Source organism: Pseudomonas sp. GW460-12-10-14-TSB1 (assembly GCF_017349775.1).
GTDB classification, from domain to species: domain Bacteria; phylum Pseudomonadota; class Gammaproteobacteria; order Pseudomonadales; family Pseudomonadaceae; genus Aquipseudomonas; species Aquipseudomonas piscium.
This window is the reverse complement of sequence record NZ_JACNAC010000001.1, coordinates 163,008-184,682: the sequence shown is the minus strand read 5'-3', so window position 1 is coordinate 184,682 and position 21,675 is coordinate 163,008. Positions and strand designations below refer to the sequence as shown.

Genomic DNA, 21,675 nt, shown 5'->3' with positions numbered 1-21,675 from the left:
TTAGAAACGTCGCAAATCGAGTGTCATCGGCAACTCGTCGTTGATCGTCAGGCTCGGCACCGACAAGGTGCCGGGGCTATGCCCCAGGCGGAAGAAGCGCGCCATGCGCCGGCTTTCGGCCTCGTTGGCATTCACCGGCAGGCTGTCGTAGTTGCGCCCGCCCGGGTGGGCCACGTGATACTGGCAACCGCCCAGGGAGCGCTGCATCCAGGTGTCGAGCAGGTCGAACACCAGGGGCGCGTGCACCGGGATGGTCGGCTGCAGGCAGTTGAACGGCTGCCAGGCCCGGTAACGCACACCGGCGACGAACTCCCCGACCCGCCCGGTAGGCTGCAGCGGCACCGCGACACCGTTGCAGGTCAACAGGTAGCGCTGCGGCGCCAGCCCGGTGAGCTTGACCTGCAAGCGCTCCAGCGACGAGTCGACATAACGCACCGTGCCGCCAGCGGAACCCTCCTCCCCCAACACATGCCAAGGCTCCAGGGCCTGGCGCAGCTCCAGCTCGACACCGCCGACCGCGTAATCGCCGACCTTGGGGAAACGGAACTCCAGGTGCGCGGCGAACCATTCGGCGCGCAGCGGATAGCCGGCGGCATTGAGCTCGACTATGACGTCGGCGAAGTCCTGCTCGATGAAGTGCGGCAACAGGAAGCGATCGTGCAGCTCGGTGCCCCAGCGCGCCAGCTTGGCCGGTGCATAGGGCTCGCGCCAGAAGCGCGCGACCAGCGCCCGCAACAATAGTTGCTGGGCCAGGCTCATGCGCGCATGAGGCGGCATTTCAAAGGCGCGCAGTTCCAGCAGGCCCAAGCGCCCGGTAGCACCGTCCGGCGAGTACAGCTTGTCGATGCAGAACTCGGCTCGGTGGGTGTTGCCGGTGACGTCGATCAACAGGTTGCGCAGCAGCCGGTCGACCAGCCACGGCGGACACTCCTCGCCCGGTTCGGGCATCTGGGCAAAGGCGATTTCCAGCTCGTACAAGGCATCGTTGCGCGCCTCGTCGACCCGCGGCGCCTGGGAAGTCGGGCCGATGAACAGCCCGGAGAACAGGTAGGACAACGACGGATGGTTGTGCCAGTAGCTGATCAGGCTGCGCAACAGGTCCGGCCTGCGCAGGAACGGCGAATCCGCCGGCGTCGCACCGCCCAGCACGAAGTGGTTGCCGCCGCCGGTGCCGGTGTGGCGCCCGTCGATCATGAATTTCTCGGTGGTCAGGCGGGTCTGCCGGGCTTCCTCGTAGAGGAATTCGGTGCGCTCCACCAGTTCGTCCCAACTGGCGGACGGCTGCACGTTGACCTCGATCACGCCCGGGTCCGGGGTGACGCGGAAGTTGCTCAGGCGCGGATCGCTCGGCGGCTCGTAGCCCTCCAGCAATACCGGGCAATGCAGCTCTTCGGCCGTGGCCTCGATGGCGCAGACCAGCTCCAGGTAATCCTCCAGGCGCTCCAGGGGCGGCATGAACAGGTACAACCGCCCGCCCCGCGCCTCGGCGCAGAACGCGGTGCGGGTCAGCCAGTCGGCGGACTGGTCGATCTGCGGCACCCGCTCATCGGCCTCGGCCGCCTCGCTATGTTCACGCAGTTGCGCGCTGTCCGGCAGCTCGGGCAACTCCTGGTTCGGATCGGTGGGATGCACATAGGGGTACTCCGCCGCTGTCACCCAGGGCTGGGACGCCAGCGGCAGGCGATAACCCAGGGGCGAATCCCCCGGCACCAGCCGGCAATGGGTGTCACGCAGGTACCAACGGCCACTCTGCCACTGGTCGCCCTTGGCGGTGCGGGCCAGCGGCAGGATCTGGCCGATGACCTTGTCCAGGCCCTGGCTGAACACCTTGCGCAGGCGCGCCCGCTCCAGCTCGTCCGCCAGCCGTGAATCCTCGGCGCTGACGTTCTGCGGCAAGCTGCCTTCGCGCCACAGGTAGTAGAGGTTATCTTCGTAGGCCGGGAACACGAAGCGCGGCGGCAGCTTCAGGCGCTCGGCGACACTGGCCAGGAAACGCCCGGCCAGTTCGCTGTCGGCGCCGTAGTCTTCGTGCTCGTCGGCAATCAGCGCGGCGTTGTGCCAGATCGGCACGCCATCGCGACGCCAGTAACAGTTCAGCGACCAGCGCGGCAGTTGCTCGCCCGGGTACCACTTGCCCTGGCCGAAATGCACCAGGCCCTTGGGCGCGTAGTGGTTGCGCATGCGCTGGAACAACTCGGCGGACAGCCGGCGCTTGTTCGGCCCGAGGGCCGCGGTGTTCCATTCGGCGCCATCCGGGTCGTCGATCGAAACGAAGGTCGGCTCGCCGCCCATGGTCAGGCGCACGTCGCCCTCCAGCAGGTCGGCATCGATCTGCTGGCCCAGGGCTTGGATCGCCAGCCATTGCTCTTCGGTGTAGGGCTTGGTAACGCGTGGCGCTTCCCAGATCCGCTCCACCGACATCTCGTGGCTGAACTCGCATTCGCAAGGCTCCACCAGGCCGCTGATCGGCGCCGCCGAGGACGGATCGGGGCTGCACGCCAACGGGATATGCCCTTCCCCGGCAAACAGCCCGGAAGTGGCGTCCAGGCCGATCCAGCCGGCGCCGGGCAGGTACACCTCGCACCAGGCGTGCAGGTCGGTGAAATCCACCTCGGTGCCGGACGGGCCGTCGAGGGATTTGACGTCGGCGGTCAGCTGGATCAGGTAGCCGGAAACAAACCGCGCGGCCAGCCCCAGGTTGCGCAGCAGCTGCACCAGCAGCCAGGCGGAGTCGCGGCAGGAGCCGGAAGCCTTGTCCAGGGTCTGCTCTGGCGTCTGCACGCCCGGCTCCATGCGGATCAGGTAGCCGATGTCTTCGCTCAGGCGCTGGTTCAGGCCCACCAGGAAATCCACCGCCGGCAGCGGCGTGCGGTCGATGCCCGCCAGATACGCCTTGAACTTCGGCGTCAGCGGCAGGGTTTCCAGGTACGGCGCCAGCTCCCGCTGCTCATCGGCGGCGTAGGCGAAGGGGATCTTCTCCGCATAGGGCTCGAGGAAGAAATCGAACGGATTGAACACCGCCATCTCCGCCAGCAGATCGACTTCGATGCGCAGCTCGTCGGTCTTTTCCGGGAAGACCAGGCGCGCCAGGTAGTTGCCCTGGGGGTCCTGCTGCCAGTTGATGAAGTGCTGCTCGGGCTGGACCTTCAGCGCATAGGAGAGAATCCGCGTGCGGCTATGGGCCGCCGGACGCAGGCGAACGATCTGCGGGCCGAGTTCGACCGCGCGGTCGTAGCGGTAATGCGTGACATGGTGCAATGCGACATGGATCGACACGGCGTGCCTCCTGCGGGCCTGAACGTACACGAAAGCGCGCAAGACTTATGCCAGAGCACCAGTCCCGGCGCTTCCACCGACTGCCGTGGGCAGTACAGCACCAAAAGCGCGCGGCGCGTGCTTTAGCGTGCGCAGGGTTGCACATAAATGTGGCGACAGGATGCAGCCGGTGGTCAGCGCACCCGCTTCAGGCCGGCCTCCAGTTGCCGCAGGCGCCGGCGTTTGCGCGCCGCCACTTGCAGCACCTTGAGCCCGCGCTGGTAGCGCCGGGTGCTCATCAGGTACAGCCCGGTCAGGGGGATGCACAGGACAAAGGCCGGAAAGAGTCGCTGGCGGGAATCCAGCAGGACCAGCACCGCACACGCCAGGCAGAACACCAGCGCGCCGAACAAGGCCCAGGCCCCGCGCGGGTAACCGCGGATCACCAGCAGGAAACACAGGCTCATCAGCAGGCCAACGCCCAGCATCGCCATCAGGGCGTAGTTGGCGACCTGGAAGTCCCGGGGGAAATACAGATGGGGCACCTGCGCGGCGGTCAGCGAGAGGCTGAAGACCGTCGTCATCATCACCGCGATGTGAATCACCCCGAAGCGCCGCACATAGGGCTGCCAGGCGAGCCATTCGGCGGTCTTGAGAAGCAGCAGCTTGTCTTCGATCTGCTGTTGTTGCGGGGTTTTCCTGCGACGTAACACGCTGCTCTTCCTTGAGTCGATGCCAATCCTGGGGCGCACCTTAACAAACCCGAATCGCGAAATGCACAACGCCAACCCTGGGGTTGGCGTTGTGTCTGTACAGCAGCTGCCTTAGCGGGGCACGACCGGTTTGCGGGTCGGCTTCTTGCCTTTGCCCTTGGCCGCATCCGTGCGTTCCTTGGCGGCCTGCTTGTTGCGGGCCATCGCGGCGGCCTTGGCCTGTTCGCGCTTGTCCCACGGGTTGCCGCCGTCGCTGCCACGCGGTGGCAGGCCGGTGTGCTGGGTGAGGATCCGGGTGGTTTCCTTGGCCACTTTGTGGCTGCCAGCCGGTGTCGAGTTCTTGCGACGGGCGCTCTGGTAGCTGTCGGTAGCCGGCTGATGCAACGGAATCAACTGGTGCTTGCCCGGCCCGATCAGGTCGGCGCGGCCCATGCGGGTCAGTGCTTCACGCAGCATCGGCCAGCCTTTCGGATCGTGGTAACGCAGGAACGCCTTGTGCAGGCGACGCTGCTCCTCGCTCTTGACGATGGTCACCCCGTCACTCTTGTAGGTGACCTTGCGCAGCGGGTTCTTGCCCGAGTGGTACATGGCGGTGGCGGTGGCCATCGGCGACGGGTAGAAGGCCTGCACCTGGTCGGCGCGGAAACCGTTGCCCTTGAGCCACAGGGCCAGGTTCATCATGTCTTCGTCGGTGGTGCCCGGGTGCGCGGCGATGAAGTAAGGAATCAGGTACTGCTCCTTGCCTGCTTCCTTGGAGTACTTCTCGAACATCCGCTTGAACCGGTCGTAGGTACCGATACCCGGTTTCATCATCTGGTTGAGCGGACCTTCCTCGGTATGTTCCGGGGCGATCTTCAGGTAGCCACCGACGTGGTGGGTCACCAGCTCCTTGACGTATTCCGGCGACTCGACCGCGAGGTCGTAGCGCAGGCCGGAAGCGATCAGGATCTTCTTCACCCCCGGCAAGGCGCGGGCGCTGCGATACAGCTGGATCAGCGACGAGTGATCGGTGTTCAGGTTCGGGCAGATGCCAGGGAACACGCAGGACGGCTTGCGGCACGCGGATTCGATTTCCGGGCTCTTGCAGGCGATGCGGTACATGTTCGCGGTCGGGCCGCCGAGGTCGGAGATGACCCCGGTAAAGCCTGGAACCTTGTCACGAATCTCTTCGATCTCGCGAATGATCGATTCTTCGGAACGGTTCTGGATGATCCGCCCTTCGTGCTCGGTGATCGAGCAGAAGGTGCAGCCGCCAAAGCAGCCACGCATGATGTTCACCGAGAAACGGATCATGTCGTAGGCCGGGATCTTCTCCTTGCCGTACGCCGGGTGCGGGATGCGCTGATACGGCATGCCGAACACGTAGTCCATCTCTTCAGTGGTCATCGGGATGGGTGGCGGGTTGAACCAGACATCGATCTCGCCATGCTTCTGCACCAGCGCACGGGCGTTGCCCGGGTTGGTTTCCAGGTGCAGCACGCGGTTGGCGTGGGCGTAGAGCACCGGATCGTTACGCACCTTTTCCATCGACGGCAGGCGGATCACGGTCTTGTCCCGGGTCATCTTCGGGCTGGCCAGGATCTGCACGACCTTGGCTTCCTGGGGATCTTCAACCGGCCCCTTCTCTTGCTCGATGGCGCAGGCCTGGGTGTCCTGGGTGTTGACGTAGGGGTTGATGATCTTGTCGATCTTGCCCGGACGGTCGATACGCGTGGAGTCGACTTCGTACCAGCCCTGGGGCGTGTCACGGCGAATGAAGGCGGTGCCGCGCACGTCGGTGATGTCTTCGATCTTGTGCCCGTAGGACAGGCGCTGGGCGACTTCGACAATCGCCCGCTCGGCGTTGCCGTAGAGCAGGATGTCGGCGCTGGCGTCGATCAGGATCGAGTTGCGCACCCGGTCCTGCCAGTAGTCGTAGTGGGCGATGCGGCGCAGGGAGGCTTCGATGCCGCCCAGGACGATCGGCACGTGCTTGTAGGCTTCCTTGCAGCGCTGGCTGTAGACCAGGCTGGCGCGGTCCGGACGCTTGCCCGCCAGGCCACCCGGGGTGTAGGCGTCGTCGGAACGGATTTTCTTGTCCGCGGTGTAGCGGTTGATCATCGAGTCCATGTTGCCGGCCGCGACGCCGAAGAACAGGTTCGGCTCGCCGAGCTGCATGAAGTCGTCTTTGGACTGCCAGTTCGGCTGGGCAATGATCCCGACGCGGAAGCCCTGGGACTCCAGCAGCCGGCCGATGATCGCCATGCCGAACGACGGGTGATCGACGTAGGCATCACCGGTGACGATGATGATGTCGCAGGAATCCCAGCCGAGCTGATCCATCTCCGCCCTGCTCATCGGCAGGAACGGTGCCGGTCCGAAACATTCGGCCCAGTACTTGGGATAGTCAAATAACGGCTTGGCTGCTTGCATGTCGATGACCGGTATAGGTGTAGATAAGGGCGCGTTTATTTACAGAGAAATTCGCGGGCGCGGAATATAGCACAAAAAATGACCAATTCCGACGACCATGGTCGGAAATCGGTGGGGCGTTTATCGCGGGCAAGCCTCGCTCCCAGGAACACGATGACCTTGGAGGCTTGCCTGCGATCGAGAGGCTGGGACTTACTCGTCGTCGTCGAAGTTGTAGCTGCCCGGCGCGAGGTTCTCGAAGCGGGTGTACTTGCCGATGAACGCCAGGCGGATAAAGCCGATCGGGCCGTTCCGCTGCTTGCCGATGATGATCTCGGCAATGCCTTTATGCTCGGTCTCGGGGTGATACACCTCGTCCCGGTACACGAACATGATGACGTCGGCGTCCTGCTCGATCGCTCCGGATTCCCGCAAGTCGGAGTTCACCGGGCGCTTGTTCGGACGCTGCTCGAGGGAGCGGTTGAGCTGGGACAGGGCCACCACCGGGCAGTTGAATTCCTTGGCCAGGGCCTTGAGGGAACGGGAGATCTCGGAAATCTCGTTGGTCCGGTTGTCACCGCTGGAACCCGGGATCTGCATCAGCTGCAGGTAGTCGATCATGATCATCGCGATGTCGCCGTGCTCGCGCACCAGGCGGCGAGTCCGCGCGCGCATTTCCGAGGGGCTGATACCGGCGGTGTCGTCGATGAACAGCTTGCGGTCGTTGAGCAGGTTGACCGCCGAGGTCAGGCGCGGCCAGTCGTCGTCTTCCAGCTGACCGGAACGCACCTTGGTCTGGTCGATACGGCCGAGGGACGACAGCATACGCATGATCAGCGATTCGCCTGGCATCTCGAGGGAGTACACCAGCACCGCCTTGTCGCTGCGCAATACGGCGTTTTCCACCAGGTTCATGGCAAAGGTGGTCTTACCCATGGACGGACGGCCGGCGACGATGATCAAGTCGGCTGGCTGCAGGCCGCTGGTCTTCTCGTCGAGGTCGGTGTAGCCGGTGGACAGGCCGGTGATGGCGTTGTCGGTGTTGAACAGGGTGTCGATGCGGTCGATGGCCTTGGTCAGCAACTCGTTGACGCCTACCGGGCCGCCGGTCTTCGGACGGGCTTCGGCGATCTGGAAGATCTGCCGTTCGGCTTCGTCGAGGATCTCTTCGGCGGTGCGGCCTTCGGGGTTGAAGGCGCTGTCAGCGATCTCGGTGCTGATGCCGATCAGCTGGCGCAGGGTGGCGCGCTGGCGAACGATCTGCGCATAGGCCTTGATGTTGGCCACCGACGGCGTGTTCTTCGCCAGCTCGCCCAGATAACCCAGGCCGCCGACCTGGGACGTCTGGCCTTCCTTGTCCAACTGCTCGGACAGGGTCACGACGTCGATCGGCATGTTCTGATCGGCCAGCTTGGCGATCGCACGGAAGATCAAACGGTGGTCATGCCGATAGAAATCGCCGTCGGAGACTTGATCGAGCACCCGCTCCCAGGCGTTGTTGTCCAGCATCAGACCACCGAGCACGGCCTGTTCGGCCTCGATGGAATGTGGCGGCACCTTCAGGGCAGCGGTTTGCAGATCGTATTGCTCGGGAGCGGAGATATCGTTCATGGCCACTTGGTTTTTTAGGAAAAGCAGGGGTTTGAAAAACTGAGGGTACAGAAAGACAAAGGGCACGACCTGTAAACAGGATCGTGCCCGATGTTACCGGCTAGCTCCCGAGGGTGCTAGCCGACAAGTACTGCTTAAGCTGCTACCACGACAACGCGTACGGTGGCTTCAACTTCGGCGTGCAGGTGCACGGCTACGTCGAATTCACCTACGTTGCGGATGGTGCCGTTCGGCAGACGAACTTCGCTTTTTGCCACTTCAACGCCGGAGGCGGTCAGTGCATCAGCGATGTCGTGGGTGCCGATCGAACCGAACAGCTTGCCTTCGTCACCAGCGGTGGCAGTGATAGTCACTTCCAGCTCAGCCAGTTGGGCAGCGCGAGTTTCGGCAGAAGCCTTTTTCTCTGCAGCCAGTTTTTCCAGCTCGGCACGACGCGCTTCGAACGCAGCCAGGTTGGCAGCGGTAGCAGCGGTGGCTTTGCCGAAAGGCAGCAGGTAGTTACGGCCGTAACCAGCCTTAACGTTTACCTTATCGCCCAGGTTGCCCAGGTTGGCGATTTTTTCCAGCAGGATCAGTTCCATTTGGTAATAACCTCTTAACTTTTAACCTTCACCGTTCGCAGAGCCGTTATCAGCGTCTTTCGGCGCCGAACGACCGCGAAAATCAATCAGGCTGTCGACTATGGCCAACACCACGAGCAACGGATAGATCAGCTGCATAAACAGCAACAGCGTTACGTACAACCCCACCAGCCAGAACCTGGCCAGTCGCCCTTGCGCCACCAGCCCATGAATCAGGGCCAGCCCGGCGAACACCAGCGGTACGCTGCACAACGGCGTCAGCATCGCCATCTGTGGACCGAGATTCGGTCCCAGCAGCATGCAGGCCAGCAGCAACATCGCCAGTCCCAGCGGGAGCTTGATAGCGCGAAACTCGCGCCCAAAACCACCCGGGTTGTACAACAACGCCTGCCAGTAGCGCCCGACAATCAGGCTCAGCACACTGACGACCTGCAACAAGGCCGCTATCAGGCCGGTCAGGACCGGTGCAATCAGTGAGGCGAGACGAGCCCGCTCTTCAACCGATAGTTGCTGGTAGAGATCACCGAGGGCCAACGGCAGGATTTTTACCAACTCCTGCGAGAGCATCTCGATCTGGGGGCGGTAAGCCACACCCAACACTCCAGCAAACACCAGGCCCAGCGCTATGCTGACCAGCAGCACACGGTTCCAGGATTCGCTTGCGCGCAAAATCAACGCAAGGCCCGAAGACCCCAGCAGCACCATGAGTGCGCGTGGATCGCCGGAATACAGCCACCAGAACAATGCCGGCAGCAATCCCAGGGCGAGGACACCAAGGGCGTCGCTCAAACCGCGCCGCAGGAGCACCAGGCTTCCCGCAGCAGCACCCAACCAATACAACAACGGCAATGCCGCACATCCGGCCACTACCAGAGTGGCCTGCATACGGCCGCGCATGATGAACTCAGCTAAGGCGCGCATGCATTCAATCCCTTACTACTTGTCGACTGCCCGGTCTCAGCGGCCGTGGCTGTCGGTGTAGGCCAGCAGGGCCAGGAAGCGGGCGCGCTTGATAGCGGTGGCCAGCTGACGCTGATAACGAGCTTTGGTACCGGTGATACGGCTTGGAACGATTTTGCCGGTCTCGGATACGTAGGCTTTCAGAGTGTTGAGATCTTTGTAATCGATCTCTTTCACGTCTTCAGCGGTGAAGCGGCAGAATTTACGACGACGGAAGAAACGTGCCATGTAATTGGCTCCTCAAAAGGTCCGTGGATTACTCGTCAGCGTTATCGCTGGCGTCGCTGTTATCGCTGTCATCGCCATCGGCGCTGTCAGAATGCTCAGGACGGTCACGACGCTCACGGCGCTCACTGCGGTTCTCTTCAGCCTTGAGCATCTCGGATTGGCCAGTGATGGCTTCTTCGCGACGGATGACCAGGTTACGGATCACAGCATCGTTGTAACGGAAGTTGTCTTCCAGCTCAGCCAGGGCTTTACCGGTGCACTCAACGTTCAGCATCACGTAGTGAGCCTTGTGAACATTGTTGATTGCGTAGGCCAGTTGACGACGGCCCCAGTCTTCCAGACGGTGGATTTTGCCGCCGTCTTCTTCGATCAGCTTGGTGTAACGCTCAACCATGCCGCCGACTTGCTCGCTCTGGTCAGGGTGGACCAGAAAGATGATTTCGTAATGACGCATGAATGCTCCTTACGGGTTGTAGCCTGCCGCTCAAAAGCGGTCAGACAAGGAGTGAATGACACTTGTGTGTCTTGCCAGAGATAGGCACATATGCGCCTGCCGCAACGGCAAGGGGCGCAATTGTAGAGAAGGGGCAACAGCGGCGCAAGGCAATTGGTGATTATTTGAACAATTTGGCGCCAGGGCACGCCAAACCTGCCGGACGGGCCTGCTCACGATTACGGCACCTCAGTCGGGCCGCTATCGCGAGCAAGCTCGCACCTGCATAGAGGGAGGAAACTCAGGCCTTCTTGGCTGCGCTCTTGGCCTTGGCCGCACGCTGGCGCGTGGCCTCGAACAGGCACACGCCGGTAGCCACCGAAACGTTGAGACTGCTGACGCTACCGGCCATCGGCAGGCGCACCAGGAAGTCGCAATGCTCACGGGTAAGGCGACGCATACCCTTGCCTTCGGCGCCCATGATCAGGATGGTCGGCCCGGTCAGGTCCTGGTCATACAGTTCCTGCTCGGCTTCGCCAGCCGTGCCGACGACCCACAGGCCGCGCTGCTGGAGCTTTTCCAGGGTGCGCGCGAGGTTGGTCACGGCCACCAGCGGAATCACTTCCGCGGCACCGCACGCCACTTTACGCACGGTCGGGGTCAGGGTCGCCGATTTGTCTTTCGGCACCAGCACCGCCAGCGCGCCAGCCGCATCGGCGGTACGCAGGCAGGCACCGAGGTTGTGCGGGTCGGTCACACCGTCCAGCACGAGAAGCAGCGGCGCACCTTCGGTACGGTCGAGCAACTCATCGAGCATCGCCTCGCCCCAGACCTGGCTTGGGCTCACTTCAGCCACGACGCCCTGGTGAACGCCTTCGACCCAGGCGTCCATTTCGCGACGCTCGGCCTGACCGACCGCCACGCGATTCTGCCCGGCCAGGTCCACCAGCACCTGTACGCGCGGATCGCTGCGGCCTTCGGCCAGCCAGATCTGCTTGACGCGCTTGGGGTGGTGACGCAGCAATGCTTCTACAGCGTGCACGCCGTAGATCTTTTCCAACTGACTCATGACTTGGCCTTGGGTTTACGCGCCCCGCCGCTTTTCGCCGCAGGACCTGCGCCCGCTTTCGGCGGGCCTTTACGATGTTTGCTCGGCTTGCTGGACGCCGGCTTTCCGGACTTTCCCCCAGACGCCGCTTTACCGCCGCTTTTGGCTTCGGCCAGCAACGCCTGCTTCATTTCACGGCTCTTGCGCACTTCGGCGTTTTTCGCCGCGGCATCGCTGGAGCGGTAGGCCTCGACCGGCTTTTCCTTGGCCGGGCCACGACGGCCGGTCTTGGCTGGAGCAGGCTCGGCAGCAGTCTTGGCTGGAGGCACATCGACGGCGCCGCGTTTTTTGCGACCGATCGGCGCGCTGATGGTTTTTTCCGCCATCTCGAAGTCGATCTTGCGCTCATCCAGGTCGACGCGCATGACCCGCACTTCCACGCTGTCACCCAGGCGGAAGCTGCGGCCGGTGCGCTCGCCCGCCAGGCGGTGATGCACAGGATCGAAGTGGTAGTAGTCGCCCGGCAGCGCCGTGACATGCACCAGACCTTCGACATAGATATCGGTCAGTTCGACGAACAGGCCAAAACCGGTCACCGCGGTGATCACGCCTGGGAACGATTCGCCCACGCGGTCCTTCATGTACTCGCACTTGAGCCAGTTCACCACGTCGCGGGTCGCTTCGTCGGCACGCCGCTCGCTCATCGAGCACTGCTCGCCAAGCTGCTCGAGAACCGCCTCGTCATACGGATAGATGCGCGCCTTCGGAATGGTCATCGCACCGGCACGACGCACGTGAGGGGTGTTCTGCTTGGAATGGATGACACTGCGAATCGCCCGGTGCGTCAGCAGGTCCGGGTAACGGCGAATCGGCGAGGTGAAGTGGGTATAGGCTTCGTAGTTCAGGCCGAAGTGGCCCTGATTGTCAGCGCTGTACACCGCCTGGCTCAACGAACGCAGCATCACGGTCTGGATCAGGTGGAAATCCGGACGATCCTTGATGTTTTCCAGCAATGCCTGGTAGTCCTTCGGCGTCGGGCCGTCCTTGCTTTTATGCAGGGACAGGCCAAGCTCGCCGAGGAAGGCGCGCAGTTTTTCCAGGCGCTCTGGCGGCGGGCCGTCGTGGACGCGGTAGAGCGCAGGGATTTCGTGTTTCTTGAGGAATTCGGCGGTGGCCACGTTGGCCGCCAGCATGCATTCCTCGATCAGCTTGTGCGCATCGTTGCGAGTAGTCGGGCGAATTTCGGCGATCTTGCGCTCGGAACCGAAGATGATCCGGGTTTCCTGAGTCTCGAAGTCGATGGCGCCACGGGTATGGCGGGCACCGAGCAGCACCTTGTACAGCGCATAAAGCTGCTTGAGGTGCGGCACGACATCGGCGTACTCGCCACGCAACTGCTTGGCTTCGCTGGTTTTCGGCTGCTCAAGGATGGTGCTGACCTTGTTGTAGGTCAGGCGCGCCTTGGAGTGGATCACCGCTTCGTAGAACTGGTAGTCGGTCATCTCGCCGGATTTGGAGATGGTCATCTCGCACACCATGGCCAGACGATCGACTTTCGGGTTCAGCGAGCACAGGCCGTTGGACAGTTGCTCCGGCAGCATCGGCACCACGCGTTCGGGGAAGTACACCGAGTTGCCGCGCACTTGAGCCTCGGCATCCAGCGCCGAACCGATCTTCACGTAACTGGAAACGTCGGCAATCGCCACGTACAGCTTCCAGCCACCGCCGAACAGGCGCAGCTTGCCAGGCTTGGCTTCGCAGTAAACCGCATCGTCGAAGTCGCGAGCGTCTTCGCCATCGATGGTGACGAACGGCAGATCGCGCAGATCGATGCGCTTCTCTTTGTCCTTCTCTTCGACTTCCGGCTTGAGCTTGCCGGCTTCCTTCAGCACTGCCTCAGGCCAGACATGAGGAATATCGTAGGTGCGCAAGGCAACATCGATTTCCATGCCCGGGGCCATGTAGTTGCCCACGACCTCGACCACGTCGCCTTGTGGCTGGAAGCGCGGAGTCGGCCAGTGGGTGATCTTCACCTCGACGAACTGGCCAATCTTGGCGCCGGCATTGCGGCCCGGGGTCACCAGCACTTCCTGCTGGATCTTCGGATTGTCCGCCACCACAAAACCAATGCCGCCCTCTTCGAAGTAACGGCCGACGATGCTCTCGTGAGCACGGGACACCACCTCGACGATCATGCCTTCACGGCGACCACGGCGATCCAGACCGGAAACCCGGGCCAGCGCACGGTCGCCATCGAACACCAGGCGCATCTGCGCCGGGCTCATGAACAGGTCGTCGCTGCCGTCATCGGGAACCAGGAAGCCGAAGCCGTCACGGTGACCGCTGATGCGGCCGAGAATCAGGTCGAGCTTGTCCACTGGCGCATAGGTGCCGCGACGGGTGTAGATCAGTTGAGCATCGCGCTCCATGGCGCGCAGGCGGCGACGCAGGGCTTCGATCTGGTCTTCCGTGGTCAGACCAAACTCTTCGACCAACTGTTCGCGGTTAGCAGGCGAACCCCGATCAGCAAGGTGCTGAAGGATCAGTTCGCGGCTAGGGATAGGGTTTTCATATTTTTCCGCTTCACGAGCGGCCTCGGGATCGAGGGACTGCCAATCGGCCATTAGATAAATTTCACCTTGTCTATATGCGGGTTAGTTTGGCATACGCGTATTGAAACGGGAAATTTCAGGCTAAGACAGGCTCCGAAAAGTCCTTTCAAGGCTTCAGAACCATCCTGTAAAAGCCGTCGGTGAATTTTTTTCAATATTTTCAAGATCAGGGGTTTACAGCTCAAAAGGTGGTCCGTATAGTGCGCGCCATCGACGACGGAGACGTTGCCGATACTGCCCAGATGGTGAAATTGGTAGACACGCCAGCTTCAGGTGCTGGTGGCCGCAAGGCCGTGGAAGTTCGAGTCTTCTTCTGGGCACCACATTCAAGTTTCACAGCATAGCTGTGAAGCCTCACAAAAACCCGCGAAAGCGGGTTTTTGCGTTTCTGGCCCATAACAATCATTTCCCCCGCCAAAGCCCCCCCTCCTCAGAGCTACCCAGCCCGTCAAGCCGCACATGAGAAACAATATCGTTTATGATTGTTACAAGTTTTTGCGGCACCACAGTGAGGAACCCTGCGAATGATGTTTAGAAACACCGCCCTTCCAACATCCCTTCTGCGTGGCTTGACCATCACTTTGCTGGGCCTGACCCTGGCATCTCCACTCACTCAAGCAGCCGATCCGGCCTCCCTGACTCTCTACAACGGCCAGCACAAGGAAGTCGGCGACGCCATCGCCAAGGCTTTCGAAGCCAAGACCGGCATTCATGTCAATGTGCGCAAAGGCAGCAGCAACCAGCTCGCCAGCCAGATCGTGGAAGAAGGCGAGCGCTCCCCCGCCGATGTGATCTACACCGAAGAATCGCCGCCCCTGAACAAACTCGGCGAGCAAGGTTTGCTGGCCAAGACCGATGCCGCGACCCTCGAAGTCCTGCCCAAGGATTACGTCGCCGGCAACGGCACCTGGATCGGCATCACCGCCCGCGTCCGCGTGGTGGCGTTCAACCCGAAGCTGATCGACGAAAAGGACCTGCCCACATCGGTGATGGAATTCTCCCAACCCCAATGGCAAGGCAAAGTGGGTTTCGTCCCCACCAGCGGCGCATTCCAGGAACAGGCCGTGGCAATCATCAAGCTGCACGGGATGGACGCCGCCGAGGAATGGCTGACCGGCCTGCGCGCCTTCGGCAAGACCTACAGCAATAACATGGTGGCATTGAAGGCCGTGGAAAACGGCGAAGTCGCCACCGTGCTGGTGAACAACTATTACTGGTTCGCCCTGCAACGCGAAAAAGGCCAGCTGGACTCGAAGCTGCACTATTTCACCGGCGGCGATGCCGGCGGGCTGATCACCGTATCCAGCGCCGCAGTACTCAAGTCCAGCAAACACCCAAAAGAAGCTCAGCAATTCCTCGCCTATATGGCCAGCGAAGAAGGCCAGCGCGTGATCACCCAGACCACCGCCGAATACCCGCTGCGCAAAGGCCTGGAGTCGGATCGCGGCCTTAAGCCGTTCAGTGAGCTGCAAGCGCCGAAAGTCACCCCGGCTGACCTTGGCAACGCCGAAGAAGCCCTGGAACTGGAACGCGAAGTCGGCCTGAACTGATGAGCGCATCGCTGCCCGCCCCCGCCTCGCGCACGAACTACATACCGAGGCGCAAGGGACCATCGATCTGGCTGCTACTACCGGTCCTGCTGCTGGTTGGGCTCAGCCTGCTGCCATTGTTCTATGTCGGGCTCAAGGCCTGGCAGGCCGGCTGGGCCGAAGCCCTGCACCTGCTGTGGCGCCCCTATGTATTCGGCCTGCTGCGCAACACCCTGTTGCTGCTCATCGGCGTGACCGTTACCTGCGCCATCGTCGGCCTGTCCCTGGCCTGGCTGCTGGAGCGCAGCGACTTGCCGGGGCGGCGCCTCTGGGGTGTGATCCTGTGCCTGCCCTTTGCCGTACCAGCCTTCGTCAGCAGCTTTACCTGGGTCTCCCTCAGCGCCAGCTTCGAAGGCCTGGGCGGGGCCATCCTGGTCATGAGCCTATCCAAGTACCCGCTGGTATTCCTGCCGGTCGCAGCCACCCTGCGCAATCTCGACCCCTCCCTGGAGGAGTCGGCCCGCACCCTCGGGCAGAATCGCTGGGGCGTGTTCTTCAGGGTGACCCTGCCCCTGCTCTGGCCGTCGTTGCTGGCCGGTTCGCTGCTGATCGCCCTGCACATGCTGGTGGAGTTCGGCGCGCTGTCGATCATCGGCCTGCAAACCTTCACCACCGCGATCTATCAGCAGTTCGAACTGGAGTTCAGCAATGCCAACGCAGCGATGCTCTCCGCCGTGCTGCTGGCGCTGTGCCTGGCCCTGCTGTGGCTGGAGTTGCGGGTTCGCGGCAAAGGCCGCCATGTACGAACCGGCCAGGGCGCGGCGCGACATGCCGAGCAGGTCCGCCTGGGCAAGTGGGCGATTGGCGGGCAACTGTACTGCGCGCTGTTGACCCTGATCGGCAGCGGCATACCGCTAGGCATGCTGGCGTACTGGCTGGCCGTCGGCTCATCGGCCGCGTTTCCGCTGGCCGCCATCAGCGAAGCCTTGCTCTCCTCCCTGGCTCTATCGCTGGGTGGCGCGGCGTTGTGCCTGGCGCTGGCGGTACCGGTCGGGCTGCTGGTGGTGCGCCACAAGGGCCGCCTGGCACTCTGGGCCGAACGCCTGCCTTACCTGCTGCACGCCCTGCCAGGTCTGGTGATCGCCCTGACGCTGGTGTTCTTTGCCCTGCACTACGTGCCGGCGCTGTATCAAACCTCGGCCCTGCTGCTGATCGCCTACGCCCTGCTGTTCCTGCCCCTGGCGCAAGCGCCGATCCGCACCGCCCTGAACAAGGCAGCACCACAACTCGAGGAAGCCGCCCGCACCCTGGGCGCCTCCTCATTCACGGCCTTCTGCCGGGTGACTCTGCCGATCATTTTCCCGGCACTGGGGGCCGCCTTCGCCCTGGTATTCCTGGACGCCATGAAAGAACTGACGGCCACCCTGCTACTCAGCCCGACCGGGCTGAATACGCTGGCAACGGAAGTCTGGGCGCACACGGCGAATGTGGAGTTTGCAGCCGCAGCGCCTTATGCGGCGCTGTTGATTCTGGTATCGGGATTACCGGTCTATCTGCTGACGACGCGGATGTATCTGAGCCGCTGAGCCCGCTCCTACAGAAAGCCTTCTGTAGGAGCTCCACCCCAAACATTCAAGCCTTGTGGAAACTCAAGCCCGGAATTGCCCCAGGCTAGCTTTCAGTTGCGCCGCCAGGCCATCCAGCACCTTGCCACTGGCCGTGGTCTCCACCACCGCCTGAGCCGCACGCTCGGCCTGGGCATGGATGGTTTCGACCCGGCCGCGCACCGCTTGCGCGCCCCGAGCCTGATGGGCCGCCGCCTGGGTCGCCAGGCCAATCGCCGCGTGCACCTGCTCCACCGACGACTGCACCGTCTGTTGCAACCGTGCACTGTCGCGCAGCACCAGCAGACCTTCGCTAGCCTGCCTTCCGGCCTGGCCGATCGCCGCCACCGCCTCGCGCGCGCCCTGCTGCAGAGCACCGATATGCGCCTGGATATCCCCGGTGGAGCTTTGCGTCTTGCTTGCCAGCGCCCTGACTTCGTCGGCCACCACCGCAAAGCCGCGCCCGGTTTCCCCGGCCCGCGCCGCCTCGATGGCCGCATTCAAGGCCAGCAGGTTGGTCTGCTCGGCGATGCCATGAATCACCGTCAACACCACCTCGATCTGTTCGCTCTGCTGCGCCAGGCGCTCAATAACCTTGGCCCCGGTGTCGACCTGCCCCGCCAGCGCCTCGATCAGACCGCCCACCTGGGCCGAGGTCCGGGTGTTTTCGTCGGTTGCCTGGCGGATCTCCACCACCTGCTGCAAGGCTGCCTGCATCGCCTGGCTTTCCGCCTGGGCTTCGTCAGCCATCTGCGACAGCGCCCGCAAGCTCTCCGCCACCTCGTCACGCTGGGCCTCGGCCGCGGCGTCCGCCCCGGCATTACGCAGGCTCATCGCACCGATTTCGACACCGGTGCGCTGCGCCACATCGCCCGCCTCACGCACGATCGGCTGCAACTTGTCCACAAAGCGGTTGACCGCCGACGCCATGTCGCCAATCTCATCATTGCTGTTGAGTTGGACCCGTTTGGTCAGGTCGCCCTCACCGGCCGCCAGATCGTTCAACGCAGCGATCAGTAGATGCAGCTTGCTGACCACTCGCCGCCCCAGCACCACCGCCAGCAACAGCAAGACCCCGCAGCCCACCAGCGCCAGGCCCATGCCGATGCGCCAGCGCAGGGTGGCCGCCGCATCCTGCACAGTACCGGCAGTATTGGCCTGCATGTCCGAAGCCGTAGTCTGCGCCGACTGCAGACGCGCACGCATGGCCGCCGAACTGTCCGCCGAAGCGCCCTTGAGGCTATCGCCGACCAGTTGGTCGCTGCTGGCAATCAAGGCTGCGAAACGCTTGTCCAGCGCCGCCACGTCCGCCTCGACCGACGCCGTGGAGACCCCCATCAGCACCTTGCCGATCTCCACGCCGTTAGGACTGATGGAGGCCTCCAGGTAATAGACCGATGGATCGTTCTTGGCTGCGTCCAGCACCTTGTCCAGGGCACGATCGCCCTTGCCCTTTTCCAGCAGCGCCTTGTTGATCGGGTTTTCCCGGTTCAGGTAACGAGTCAGGTGCTCGCCATTGGCGTCGTCATACACCACGAACAGCACGTTGGGATTGCGCTGGGCGCGCCGGGCGAACTCGGAAAGAGTCGGGACGTCGCTGTCCCACATAGCCCTCGGCGCCACCGAAGCGAGCAGTTGGGCCATATCGTTGGCCGAATCCTTGAGATCCTTCTCCAGCGTCGCCCGCAATTGCACCTGCTCTTCCTCCAGGCGCGAGGACAGCCCCACGGTCAATCGTTGCCGGGTACTGCTGGAAAGGCTTTCCAGGCTCGAGGTGACTTCGCGAGCCGCCTGCTCCAACTCGCCGGACAGCTTCTGGCTATCGACGCCCAGACGAGCGGCCAGGTCGGCCTCCAGCGCCGTCACCGTGCTCCGGGTCAGGGCAACGGCAACCAGCACCTGCACTAAAAGGGCGATACCAAGGGTAACGAACACAGGCCGCAACAAACGGCTTTGTAACAGTGAGAGAACGGCCGACACAGGAAATCCCTCTACTTCAACGCCATCAAACTGATAGCACTTTGGAAGGGGAAATCACAGCAAGGGTCGTGCCGCCTGGCAGGCAGAAACGACAAAGGCCCCTGAAGAGGGGCCTTTGTTTTTTACATCAACGACTTATCAAGCAAACGGGTGACGCAGAACGATCGTCTCGTTGCGGTCCGGGCCTGTCGAAATAATGTCGATCGGCGCGCCGACCAGCTCTTCGATACGCTTGATGTAGGCACGGGCAGCGGCCGGCAGCTCTTCCAGGGTCTTGGCACCCAGGGTCGACTCGCTCCAGCCTGGCATCTGCTCGTACACCGGCTCCAGGCCGATGTAGCTGTCGGCGTCGGTTGGCGCGTCGATGACTGCACCATCCTGGTTCTTGTAGCCCACGCAGATGTTGATGGTTTCCAGGCCGTCCAGTACGTCCAGCTTGGTCAGGCACAGGCCCGAGATGCTGTTGACGTCGATGGCGCGACGCAGGATGACGGCGTCGAACCAACCGCAACGACGGGCACGGCCGGTGGTTGCACCGAACTCATGACCACGCTTGGCCAGGAAAGCGCCCACGTCGTCGAACAGTTCGGTCGGGAACGGACCCGAACCCACGCGAGTGGTGTAAGCCTTGGTGATGCCCAGGATGTAATCCAGGTACATCGGGCCCACGCCCGAACCGGTGGCGATGCCGCCGGCAGTGGTGTTGGAGCTGGTGACGTACGGGTAGGTACCGTGGTCGATGTCCAGCAGCGAGCCCTGGGCGCCTTCGAACATGATGTCCTTGCCCGCGCGGCGCAGCTGGTGCAGCTCGGCGGTCACGTCCAGCATCATCGGCTTGAGCAGCTCGGCGTATTCCATGCACTCGTCGAGCGTCTTCTGGAAGTCGATGGCCGGCTCTTTGTAGTAATTGACCAGTACGAAGTTGTGGTAGTCCAGCAACTCGCCCAGCTTCGCGGCGAAACGCTCGCGATGGAACAGGTCGCCGATACGCAGGCCGCGACGAGCGACCTTGTCTTCGTAAGCCGGGCCGATGCCGCGACCGGTGGTACCGATCTTCTGCTCGCCACGGGCTTTTTCACGCGCCTGGTCCAGCGCTACGTGGTAGGACAGGATCAGCGGGCAGGATGGGCTGATACGCAGGCGCTCACGCACCGGTACGCCTTTCTCTTCCAGCTTGACGATCTCACGCAGCAAGGCGTCCGGCGCAACCACCACACCGTTGCCGATCAGGCACTGAACGCCTTCGCGCAGCACACCCGAAGGGATCAGGTGCAAGACGGTTTTTTCGCCGTCGATCACCAGGGTGTGGCCAGCGTTGTGGCCACCTTGGTAGCGCACTACGGCGGCAGCATGTTCGGTCAGCAGATCAACGATCTTGCCTTTGCCCTCATCACCCCACTGGGTGCCCAGGACTACGACATTCTTACCCATAACACTTGTCCTCATTCGCGCAAACTTGGTGCCGGCAACGGCCGGCGGGAAAACTCAAGAAGCCAGCGGCAATACTTGCCAAAGCCCGTTCTGCTGAATCAATTGCCGGTCGCAGTCCGCTTCACGGGCGGCGGCCAATGGTTGTCCAGGCAAGGCCTGAACCACGCGCTGACCCTCACTGCGCAACTGGCAAACCTGCTGCCAGAGGGCTGCATCCGTACTGTCCGGCATCCAGATACCGCCAGACGGTAGCTCGATCTCAGCACGCCCCAGGGTCACCAGGGTTTTCAAATCGGTAGAGAAGCCGGTTGCCGGACGGGCGCGACCGAAGTCGGCGCCGATATCGTCGTAACGACCGCCCTGGGCAATGGACTGACCAACGCCCGGCACGAACACCGCGAACACCACACCGGTGTGGTAGTGGTAACCGCGCAGCTCGCCCAGGTCGAAGTACAGCGGCAATTCAGGGAAACGCACGGAAAGACGCTCGGCAATCGCCAGCAGGTCGTCCAGGGCCGCCAGCACCGGCGCCGGCGCATTGGCCAGACGCTCGCGGGCCGCAGCCAGCACTTCACGGCCGCCACACAGATCGACCAGCGCCCGCAGCATGCCGGACAGATCGGCCGGCAGGCCTTCGGTCAAGGTAATGACCTCGTCGATGGCCTTGCGTTGCAGGGCATCGAACAGTTGCTGTTCCACTTCGCCGGAGAGGCCGGCCGCACGGGCCAGGCCACGGTAGATACCGACATGCCCCAGGTCCATGTGCACATCCGGCACATCGGCCAGTTGCAGCATCGCCAGCATCAGGCTGATGACTTCCACGTCGCTGCTCGGGCTCGCATCGCCGTACAACTCGGCGCCCAGCTGGATCGGGCTGCGCGAGGACGACAAGGCACGTGGCTGCGCATGCAGCACGCTACCGGCATAACACAGGCGGCTTGGGCCTTCGCGACGCAGGGTATGCGCATCGATGCGGGCCACCTGCGGCGTAATGTCGGCGCGGAACCCCATCTGCCGACCCGATTGCGGGTCGATGACCTTGAAGGTACGCAGGTCGAGGTCCTGGCCCGCGCCAGTCAGCAAGGATTCCAGGTACTCGATATGAGGGGTCACGACGAACTCGTAACCCCAGCTCTGGAACAGATCCAACACCTGACGACGCGCAACTTCAATGCGCGCCGCCTCAGGTGGCAGTACTTCTTCGATGCCATCTGGCAGCAGCCAGCGGTCTACCGTTGCCATTACGCCATTCCCCTGTGATCCAGGCGGCCAGCCTATGGGCGGGCCTTGAGTGAAGCA

At 62.8% G+C, this 21,675-nt stretch carries 15 protein-coding genes and 1 tRNA gene; 3 read left to right on the top strand and 13 right to left on the bottom strand.

Features of this window, described 5'->3' with window-relative positions; translation table 11 throughout:
- The 10 genes from J4D52_RS00785 to rnr form a co-directional block, all read right to left on the bottom strand.
- The gene (locus J4D52_RS00785; protein WP_102675945.1) at positions 1-3,276 is read right to left on the bottom strand and encodes a DUF2126 domain-containing protein; all 3,276 of its coding nucleotides are present in this window, start codon (positions 3,274-3,276) and stop codon (positions 1-3) included.
- 173 nt (positions 3,277-3,449) lie between these two features.
- The gene (locus tag J4D52_RS00780; RefSeq protein WP_102675944.1) at positions 3,450-3,968 is read right to left on the bottom strand and encodes a hypothetical protein; all 519 of its coding nucleotides are present in this window, start codon (positions 3,966-3,968) and stop codon (positions 3,450-3,452) included.
- 111 nt (positions 3,969-4,079) lie between these two features.
- A complete protein-coding gene (locus J4D52_RS00775; protein ID WP_102675943.1) occupies positions 4,080-6,380 on the bottom strand; it encodes a YgiQ family radical SAM protein in 2,301 nt (766 codons plus the stop codon).
- Between the two features lie 192 nt (positions 6,381-6,572).
- Positions 6,573-7,970: a replicative DNA helicase gene (gene dnaB / locus J4D52_RS00770; RefSeq protein WP_011058951.1), complete on the bottom strand. Its 1,398-nt coding sequence runs from the start codon at positions 7,968-7,970 to the stop codon at positions 6,573-6,575.
- Between the two features lie 134 nt (positions 7,971-8,104).
- Entirely contained in the window at positions 8,105-8,551 is a 447-nt protein-coding gene (gene rplI / locus J4D52_RS00765) for a 50S ribosomal protein L9 (protein ID WP_007921484.1), read from the bottom strand.
- A gap of 21 nt (positions 8,552-8,572) precedes the next feature.
- Positions 8,573-9,472 carry a hypothetical protein gene (locus J4D52_RS00760; RefSeq protein ID WP_025808057.1) on the bottom strand — a complete coding sequence of 300 codons (900 nt, stop codon included), beginning with the start codon at positions 9,470-9,472 and terminating at the stop codon, positions 8,573-8,575.
- Positions 9,473-9,508: 36 nt separating this feature from the next.
- A complete protein-coding gene (gene rpsR / locus J4D52_RS00755; protein WP_002551829.1) occupies positions 9,509-9,739 on the bottom strand; it encodes a 30S ribosomal protein S18 in 231 nt (76 codons plus the stop codon).
- A 28-nt stretch (positions 9,740-9,767) separates the two neighbouring features.
- Positions 9,768-10,193, bottom strand: coding sequence for a 30S ribosomal protein S6 (gene rpsF, locus J4D52_RS00750; RefSeq protein WP_007921481.1), 426 nt, complete (start codon positions 10,191-10,193; stop codon positions 9,768-9,770).
- Positions 10,194-10,473: 280 nt separating this feature from the next.
- Positions 10,474-11,241 carry a 23S rRNA (guanosine(2251)-2'-O)-methyltransferase RlmB gene (gene rlmB, locus J4D52_RS00745; RefSeq protein WP_023970226.1) on the bottom strand — a complete coding sequence of 256 codons (768 nt, stop codon included), beginning with the start codon at positions 11,239-11,241 and terminating at the stop codon, positions 10,474-10,476.
- Positions 11,238-13,844 carry a ribonuclease R gene (gene rnr, locus J4D52_RS00740; protein ID WP_025808070.1) on the bottom strand — a complete coding sequence of 869 codons (2,607 nt, stop codon included), beginning with the start codon at positions 13,842-13,844 and terminating at the stop codon, positions 11,238-11,240. Before rnr ends, rlmB begins: the two co-directional genes overlap by 4 nt.
- A 224-nt stretch (positions 13,845-14,068) precedes the next feature.
- Here rnr and J4D52_RS00735 point away from each other — a divergent pair.
- The 3 genes from J4D52_RS00735 (at position 14,069) to J4D52_RS00725 (ending at position 16,947) form a co-directional block, all read left to right on the top strand.
- Positions 14,069-14,155 (top strand) — tRNA-Leu (locus J4D52_RS00735).
- A gap of 201 nt (positions 14,156-14,356) precedes the next feature.
- Positions 14,357-15,382 (top strand): extracellular solute-binding protein, encoded by a 1,026-nt coding sequence (locus J4D52_RS00730; RefSeq protein ID WP_063428009.1) that lies wholly within the window; start codon positions 14,357-14,359, stop codon positions 15,380-15,382.
- Entirely contained in the window at positions 15,382-16,947 is a 1,566-nt protein-coding gene (locus J4D52_RS00725) for an iron ABC transporter permease (protein ID WP_063428007.1), read from the top strand. Before J4D52_RS00730 ends, J4D52_RS00725 begins: the two co-directional genes overlap by 1 nt.
- Positions 16,948-17,010: 63 nt before the next feature.
- On the opposite strand, the gene J4D52_RS00720 is transcribed toward J4D52_RS00725, so the two are convergent.
- From J4D52_RS00720 to J4D52_RS00710, 3 genes are all read right to left on the bottom strand, one after another.
- Entirely contained in the window at positions 17,011-18,945 is a 1,935-nt protein-coding gene (locus J4D52_RS00720; RefSeq protein ID WP_063428005.1) for a methyl-accepting chemotaxis protein, read from the bottom strand.
- Positions 18,946-19,083: 138 nt separating this feature from the next.
- A complete protein-coding gene (locus tag J4D52_RS00715) occupies positions 19,084-20,376 on the bottom strand; it encodes an adenylosuccinate synthase (protein WP_009041907.1) in 1,293 nt (430 codons plus the stop codon).
- A gap of 54 nt (positions 20,377-20,430) precedes the next feature.
- Positions 20,431-21,618 (bottom strand): ATP phosphoribosyltransferase regulatory subunit, encoded by a 1,188-nt coding sequence (locus tag J4D52_RS00710; RefSeq protein WP_009046692.1) that lies wholly within the window; start codon positions 21,616-21,618, stop codon positions 20,431-20,433.
- Positions 21,619-21,675: the final 57 nt, after the last annotated feature.